Source organism: [Flexibacter] sp. ATCC 35208, assembly GCF_001975825.1.
In the GTDB taxonomy this organism is placed as follows: domain Bacteria; phylum Bacteroidota; class Bacteroidia; order Chitinophagales; family Chitinophagaceae; genus Chitinophaga.
Window position 1 is genome coordinate 1 of the sequence record NZ_MTKN01000136.1, and the last position, 5,571, is coordinate 5,571.

Consider the following 5,571-nt stretch of genomic DNA (forward strand, 5'->3'; position numbering starts at 1 on the left):
AGCTAAATGGGTAATTCTAAAATTTAATATATTGATGTAGTGCTTAGCGGAAGGTTTTAAGTGAACCATTACATTTATCAAAGCGAATTTTATGTGCTGGAAATTGAATCGTGCAATTGGTAGTGGTATCTTTTCCCATGGCTGATTTTATATGTCTGCTAATAAATTTATGTTGACTCAGCTCATGACCGATCAATGCATGCCCTGCAATTTACGTTGTGCATAGTCTGGGAAAGATAGGAGAAATTTCGTATATTGATCGCTTACCAAAAGAACAACTGAATGGATACATTTACACTCATTGCGGCTTTGATCACTATCAGTGCGTTGATTTCATACCTTAATATCCGTTTTATCAAACTGCCTGGTGCTATCGGCGTGATGTTTGTCTCTATCCTGCTCTCGATCTTTATACTGGTGACAGGTAAGGCTTTTCCTACGGCTTTCAATTTCATACGTGAGTTGATGCACAGCATTGATTTTACAAAAACATTGCTGGATGTCATGTTAGCCTTTCTCTTATTCGCCAGTGCATTTCACTTTGAATATAAGAAACTAAAGGAGCAGAAGCGACCGGTATTGGTCTTAAGTACGATTGGTGTGGTCGGCTCTACAATCATTTTTGGGTTGCTGTTGGATATTACGACGACATTGCTGGGGATTGATCTGCCACTTGTATATTGCTTTCTTTTTGGGGCATTGATATCGCCTACAGACCCGGTGGCGGTGATGTCTGTATTGAAGACGTCAAGGATCCCCTCTTCACTGGAAACCATCATATCCGGAGAGTCATTATTAAATGATGGAGTAGGTCTGATCCTCTTTGTCACCATTGGCGAAGTGGCAGCACAGGAAGCGACTTTCTCTATGTCGCATGCGTTGGATTTATTTGCCAAAGAAGTATTTGGAGGTCTGGCGTTAGGTACAGTCACGGCGGTAGTAACGGGTTATCTCACCAAGAAAATTCAGGAGTTCCAGACATCGGTGCTGGTATCGATTTCTATGGTGATGATGATCTCTATATTGGGTAGTTATCTGCACGTATCAATACCGCTGGCGGCAGTAGCGGCTGGTTTGATATTGGGTAGTTCTTCTATTGGTGCCAAGAGTAATAAAGAATTGCAGGATTACCTGCATCGTTTCTGGGAACTGATCGATGAATTGCTGAATATTATTTTGTTTGTGATGATTGGTTTGCAGATAGTGGTGTTGCCATTTATCGGGCATTACTGGTTTATTGGTTTAGTAGCGGTGTTGTTTGTATTGATCGCAAGAGGTGTCAGTATAGCAGTGCCTTCAATGATCATGAGGCGTTCATTGAAGACGAATTTCAATAATACGACTATATTGGTATGGGCAGGATTGCGCGGTGGTATTTCTGTGGCATTGGCGCTGTCGCTGCCTGAGTCGCCTTATAAGGAGCTGATCTTATCCGCTAGTTATATCATTGTTGTTTTCTCTGTCATTGTGCAGGGATTGACGTTGAATAAGGTGGTGAACAGGTTTGTAAAGTAATTGTTCTCTTTCTTTGAGCCACTGAAATTGTTCTTCTGTATCAGGTACTTTTAATCCACGAATGTGGCTGATGTGGGAGATGATTTCAGTGGCTTTTTTTCTGAAAATGGTTTTCATGTCCGTTGGAGAATTCCCTTTTTCATGAAGGTTTTTATTTTGATAAAGTAGTATACAGGCTGCAATGATGGAAGACCGACCTATACCCATGCGGCAGTGAATGACGATTTTAGATGGTATTGTCAATGTTTGAATGAATGCTTCTGTTTGACGGCCTTTAGGAGGCAAAGACCTATCCGGAATGGGGAAATTGATGAATTGTATGCTGTGTTTTTCACAGAGCAGTTTTTCCTGCCGTAAACCCAATTCAGTTATTTCAGATTGTTCCAGTAAAGATTAGTCCGTTTAGTTGAAATATGAGATTACATATAAGTTTTATCCGGAGCCTTCCACCGTAACCTTGCCTCCTTACTCATCAAATACTCCCGACTATAAAATCGCAACATATACTTCTTCCCCACAAAATCCTGCTCCAAAAAATCTCCCACCACTTCCTCTGTAAAAACACTCACCCTATTCGTAATCACATAATCCGCAACCCTTCCAATATAAAACAGGGTAATCGTTTCATGGTACCCCGACTCATCCGTATTCTCACCACCTACACTCTCATTATACCTCTTTATCCCATTGCAAATCTTATCCACCGCCTCCGGCAATGGATAATGAATACAATACCATAATGCCATTACAAAATGTTTCTCATGTGTCCATTCTGCCTTCGGCAATGTGCAGGTTTCAAATTTTTCAATCAGGTTCATAGTTTGGCGTTTATTTCTTCTTTATAAGTACTCAGAATAATCGTTGTAGCTGTGCGCGTCACTCCCTTTATCCCCTTGATCTTATTCACCAGCAATTGCTCCAATGCCGCCGTATCATGCACCAACACTTTCAACAACAAATCAGCATCCCCCGCCACATGGTGGCATTCCATCACTTCCTCCATGGCCAACAGCTGGTCTTTTATAGGGTGATTCTTTGTGTGATCAATCCATACATGAATAAACGCCATGAGCCGTAACCCCAATTGCTCCCTGTTCAACTTGATGGTATAGCGATCAATAACCCCGGAACGGTCAAGTTTCCGCAGTCTTTCTGTCACCGCCGGCAAAGAAAGATTAATTTTTCTGGCGATGTCCGCCCCCGTGATCCGGGAGTTCTGTATAAGCAGCCGTAGTATTTTGCTATCGTATACATCCATAACGAATGATTATAGGATAAAGATAGCAAAGGCTTTATTTAATTGGGGTATTAGCCGATTATTAGAGCGGAAATTAGTTAAAATAGAAGAAATAATGAATATTAGCTGGCTACACTTGCCGGAAGGCCTGTTGCATAAGTGGTCGGCTTGAAATTGAAGCGTTTTTCAAATTTGCTGCTATCAAATATATAATCCCGGTCATACTGGTAAGACATTTCCTTTATTTCCTTTACAATAGGCACAAAGAGGCCCATTAATCCCATCATCCACCTGGCAAGGATATAGTACTTAGGTTTGACCTGCATGATCCCTGCTATCCTTTCAATAAACTCCTTTCCGGTTACTTTTTCAGAAGAAGTAGGTAAGTGCCATACCTGACCAAAGGCATCGGGGGTATTCCCTATAATAGCAGTTCCTTTAGCCGCATCCGGGGTATAAGTAAAAGTATGTATTTTATTAGGATCCAACTGCCAGTAAGCCTTTTTCCCTTTTTTAAACTCTTCCTGTACGGTAATCGTCAGCATCCCATTCTTTACACCAGGACCATAAAAATCCGCACTTCTGGCAATTGCCACCTTCAATCCTTTTGCCTGCAGGAGCATATGGTGCAAGGCTGCTCTCACTTCGCCCTTTTTACTGGGTGGTGCAATGGTAGAGCTTTCTGTCATATGAGGGATCTCATTCTTACCATACATGTACACATTATCCAGAAATACAAGACGGGCATTGTGCTTCACACACGCATCGATCACATTCTTCATGATTACAGGCCAGTCGCGGCGCCATACCTTGATATTATATTCTAATCCTACGGTAAGGTACACCACCTCCGAACCGGCAACCGCACGATCCACATCCGCAACGTTTGTCAGATCAGCCGTAATCAGCTCATCATCCCCATTCACCTGCACAGGCTTCCTGGCTACCAGGCGGATCTTATCTGTATAAGCTTTCAGTTCGCGTGCCAGTGGGGTACCAATAGCACCACCAGATCCAAGTATTGTTTGCATATCAATTTGTTTTATGCAAATGTATAGCCTGTATGAGGTGAAAAATAATGATCCGGGTTAAGGTTTTTTAGCCGGAATTAGCCGTTTTCTGATCCGACTCAAGCTCTCCGGCGCAATGCCCAGATATTGAGCGATATAGCGCTGCGGAACGCGTTGAATAATTTCCGGCTTTTCTTCCAGCAGGTCCAGGAACTGTTTTTCCGGGGTAGAAGACAGCAGGGCTTTCGTACGACGAATACTGGCGGCGGCAATACGCTCTACCAGCAGAAAGAAAAAGTCATTCATGGCCCTGGATTCCTTCATCAGGGGGACCAGATCTGAACAGGTGATCGTCAAACAGGTGGTAGGCGTCAGGGTCTTGATCGTAGAAGGAGACACCGTCTTTTTAGAAAAACTCTCCAGGTCTGTCGCGAACTCATTTTCAAAGGTAAAATTACAGGTGCGCTCATTACCAGCTTCATCATTATAAAACTGGTGCAGACTCCCCCGGGTCACAAAGAATACCTCATGCGCCACATCTCCGGCATGGAGTAACACGGTATTCCGCCTGAATTGTTGTTCTTTAAAATAAGAAAGGATATAGGCAGCTTCATCATCCGCCATCACTACATCTTTCCTCATTGTCGAAATAAGTTCGTATGACATAATTTACTGTTTCCTACATTCTTTTTCCGGTACCTCCAGCGATTTGCCCCTGATCTCAGGCAAATATCTGATCAAAAATACGAGCGGGCACGCATTCAAGATAGCAAAAATAAAGAAGTTATTACCACCAAAGGTATGCAATACTGAAGGAAACAATCATGTAACAAGTCCATTAATAATCCATTGGAAAGCGACTGGTATACCTGTGGCTAATACACGTATGTGCATAGGAATCGACAGCACTGTAATCATAAGAAGCCGCATTCTTTGTTACTTCTTCTTCAGGGCTTCCTGTTGCCTGATGCTTTCTTTATGAATCGCTTCATAAAGCGCTCTGATAAATTCTTCTGAAAGACCTTCTGCTTTACCGGTTTCTATCGCCTTTTGCAATACTTCATTAAAACGATTGGATTGCAGCACTTCCATGTTATGTGCCTGCTTGTAAATACCAATCGCCCTGGCAGCTTCCATTCTTTCGCCCAGAAGGTGAACGATCTCTTTGTCTAACTGGTTAATTTTGTCCCTGTTAATAGTTAATGTGTCTTTTTGTTGAGCCTTTGCGGCTACCAGACCCATGGCCAGGAACACTGTTGAGAAGATCCGTCTTTTCATAATATATATTGGTAATTATTTAGGATCGAGCGTGACCACGATACCACTATAAGGAAGTGGCCCCGGTATGGTCGTTCTGAATGAAGTAACCCCTGCGGGAATTACTTCTGTAATGATATTAACATCAAAGTACACATGCACTGCTGTCGGTGTAGTAGGAGTGGTCGCGAATGTGATGTAGTAGGTAAAGGTATCACCTGCGTCGTCAAATTCAATGATCGTGCTACCGGAGCCAGTGCCTGGAACTACATTGCTGTATACCAGTTTATCTTTGCTGGTGTAGAAGATGCCGTCAGCAACAGTATAAACGGTATTATTTTCAAAAGCAAAATCACAGATACCTAAAGGTTTGATGTGTTGAATGGCAGGAGCCGGTGTGAAGCTGCACAATAGCAGCAATGCCATTGTGAGTAGTGGCAAGGTTCTTTTGAGTTGCATAACAAAGTTTTAAATGGTTAACGGTACAAATTTAGGTGTTTTAATGATTTAAATCAGTTGAGGTATTATTGTAAATATTGAAGTTGTTTATAC

Annotated in this window: 8 protein-coding genes; 1 reads left to right on the forward strand and 7 read right to left on the reverse strand. The window is 42.3% G+C overall.

From position 1 onward, the window contains the following. Positions 1–282 precede the first annotated feature (282 nt). Complete coding sequence (locus tag BW716_RS34305) at positions 283–1,515, forward strand: sodium:proton antiporter (RefSeq protein ID WP_083730558.1); 1,233 nt, start codon at positions 283–285, stop codon at positions 1,513–1,515. Here BW716_RS34305 and BW716_RS39330 read toward each other — a convergent pair. From BW716_RS39330 to BW716_RS34335, 7 genes are all read right to left on the reverse strand, one after another. Then, on the reverse strand, positions 1,429–1,878 hold the full coding sequence (locus tag BW716_RS39330; protein ID WP_368678280.1) for a hypothetical protein: 450 nt from the start codon (positions 1,876–1,878) through the stop codon (positions 1,429–1,431). The two genes, BW716_RS34305 and BW716_RS39330, sit on opposite strands and share 87 nt — an antisense overlap. A 56-nt stretch (positions 1,879–1,934) precedes the next feature. Beyond that, entirely contained in the window at positions 1,935–2,333 is a 399-nt protein-coding gene (locus BW716_RS34310) for a hypothetical protein (RefSeq protein ID WP_083730559.1), read from the reverse strand. Next, positions 2,330–2,773, reverse strand: coding sequence for an Lrp/AsnC family transcriptional regulator (locus BW716_RS34315; RefSeq protein WP_083730560.1), 444 nt, complete (start codon positions 2,771–2,773; stop codon positions 2,330–2,332). Before BW716_RS34315 ends, BW716_RS34310 begins: the two co-directional genes overlap by 4 nt. 101 nt (positions 2,774–2,874) lie before the next feature. Continuing rightward, on the reverse strand, positions 2,875–3,783 hold the full coding sequence (locus BW716_RS34320) for an NAD-dependent epimerase/dehydratase family protein (protein ID WP_083730561.1): 909 nt from the start codon (positions 3,781–3,783) through the stop codon (positions 2,875–2,877). A gap of 57 nt (positions 3,784–3,840) precedes the next feature. Then, on the reverse strand, positions 3,841–4,428 hold the full coding sequence (locus BW716_RS34325) for a Crp/Fnr family transcriptional regulator (protein ID WP_083730562.1): 588 nt from the start codon (positions 4,426–4,428) through the stop codon (positions 3,841–3,843). 270 nt (positions 4,429–4,698) lie between these two features. Next, the gene (locus BW716_RS34330) at positions 4,699–5,040 is read right to left on the reverse strand and encodes a chorismate mutase (protein WP_083730563.1); all 342 of its coding nucleotides are present in this window, start codon (positions 5,038–5,040) and stop codon (positions 4,699–4,701) included. Between the two features lie 15 nt (positions 5,041–5,055). Continuing rightward, positions 5,056–5,478, reverse strand: coding sequence for a hypothetical protein (locus tag BW716_RS34335; protein ID WP_143709215.1), 423 nt, complete (start codon positions 5,476–5,478; stop codon positions 5,056–5,058). Positions 5,479–5,571: the final 93 nt, after the last annotated feature.

Excerpts from the sequence above, each read along its gene's own strand:
- BW716_RS34305 (WP_083730558.1), top strand. The coding sequence starts at position 283 with ATGGATACATTTACACTCATTGCGGCTTTGATCACTATCAGTGCGTTG.
- BW716_RS34310 (WP_083730559.1), bottom strand. The coding sequence starts at position 2,333 with ATGAACCTGATTGAAAAATTTGAAACCTGCACATTGCCGAAGGCAGAA.
- BW716_RS34315 (WP_083730560.1), bottom strand. The coding sequence starts at position 2,773 with ATGGATGTATACGATAGCAAAATACTACGGCTGCTTATACAGAACTCC.
- BW716_RS34320 (WP_083730561.1), bottom strand. The coding sequence starts at position 3,783 with ATGCAAACAATACTTGGATCTGGTGGTGCTATTGGTACCCCACTGGCA.
- BW716_RS34325 (WP_083730562.1), bottom strand. The coding sequence starts at position 4,428 with ATGTCATACGAACTTATTTCGACAATGAGGAAAGATGTAGTGATGGCG.
- BW716_RS34330 (WP_083730563.1), bottom strand. The coding sequence starts at position 5,040 with ATGAAAAGACGGATCTTCTCAACAGTGTTCCTGGCCATGGGTCTGGTA.
- BW716_RS34335 (WP_143709215.1), bottom strand. The coding sequence starts at position 5,478 with ATGCAACTCAAAAGAACCTTGCCACTACTCACAATGGCATTGCTGCTA.